This window comes from Acetivibrio sp. MSJd-27 (assembly GCF_018918095.1).
Taxonomy (GTDB): Bacteria; Bacillota; Clostridia; order UMGS1840; family HGM11507; genus HGM11507.
Window position 1 is genome coordinate 1 of record NZ_JAHLPV010000095.1, and the last position, 1108, is coordinate 1108.

At 42.3% G+C, this 1108-nt stretch carries 1 protein-coding gene; it reads left to right on the forward strand.

Annotation, left to right across the window (positions count from 1 at the left end; translation table 11 throughout):
* Nucleotides 1-204: 204 nt before the first annotated feature.
* Nucleotides 205-948: a DUF6062 family protein gene (locus KQI32_RS13255; protein WP_216426119.1), complete on the forward strand. Its 744-nt coding sequence runs from the start codon at nucleotides 205-207 to the stop codon at nucleotides 946-948.
* The last annotated feature ends 160 nt before the right edge of the window (nucleotides 949-1108 follow it).

Sequence of the window (1108 nt, forward strand, 5' to 3'; positions counted from 1 at the left end):
TTTGAGATAATCTTTATCTAATATTTTTTTAGTCCTTGAAACATAGGGCTTGTTTAAGTGCGCCTATTTTTCAATTACTTAATTTTTTTAAAAATGTCTTGACTTTTAATAGTTAGTCACCTCACCAGCTATTAAAAATTTGAAAAAACTCTTTTCATTATACCCCTTTCGTATTATACTTGTAAAGAGAAAGGGGAGAAACCAATGAAGGAAAAAATATACACCATTCCCATCACGGAAGTTTTTGAAAAAGAGACATTCTGTCCTTTTTGTGATTTATATCAGAAGCTGGAGACAGAAGCGGTGAAGTACGCGGTAGGCCCCGCCATGATGGAACCGGATTTCCGGGCCGTCACCAACCGGAAAGGATTCTGTAAAAAACATATTGCCGATATCGAAAGCGAGTCCAAAGCTCTGGCGCTCTCCCTGATGCTCAAAACGCATCTGGAAACTCTCTCCGCCATTCTGGACAAAGAAATTACGGAGCCTAAGAAAAAAATGTTTTCCAAACAGACCGCCCCCTCCTCCCTGGACGGGATTTCCGGCGAAATCGATAAAACTGTGTATGACTGCACGATCTGCGGCAAAATCAGCCATAGCTTTGACCGATATGTGGATACCTTCTTTCATTTGATCGCAACAGAAGAAAGCTTTCGGGAAATGTTCCGCAATACCGGCGGTTTCTGCTTTGAGCACTTTTCTCTTCTTCTGAGCGAGGGCAAACATAAGCTGAAAGAAGGCGCTTATCTGGAATTCTCCCGCCAGCTGATTGCAAATCAAAAAGAAAAAATGGAGAAACATTATCAAAATATCTTGGACTTCATCGATCAGTTTGATTACAGAAACGCCAATAAGCCGCCAAAAGCACCCAGAGATACCGTTTACCAATGCTGTAAGCTGTTAAACGGAGTCTTTGAGCAGAAGCAGAAAAAGCTGGAGGACATTTAAAAAAACGGCAATGGAGCATTCCATTGCCGTTTCAGCCTGTCGAAAAACGCATGGATTCCATCAAGCGAATCCACGCGTTTTTGTGTCTATTGGGAATAAAAACATGAGTATCCGATGCAGCGTGCCATGGTTCCCATCCCGCCACTTCCACATGGCCAGC

Bases quoted from the DNA above. Each gene is read 5' to 3' on its own strand.
- KQI32_RS13255 (WP_216426119.1), top strand. From the start codon at position 205: ATGAAGGAAAAAATATACACCATTCCCATCACGGAAGTTTTTGAAAAA.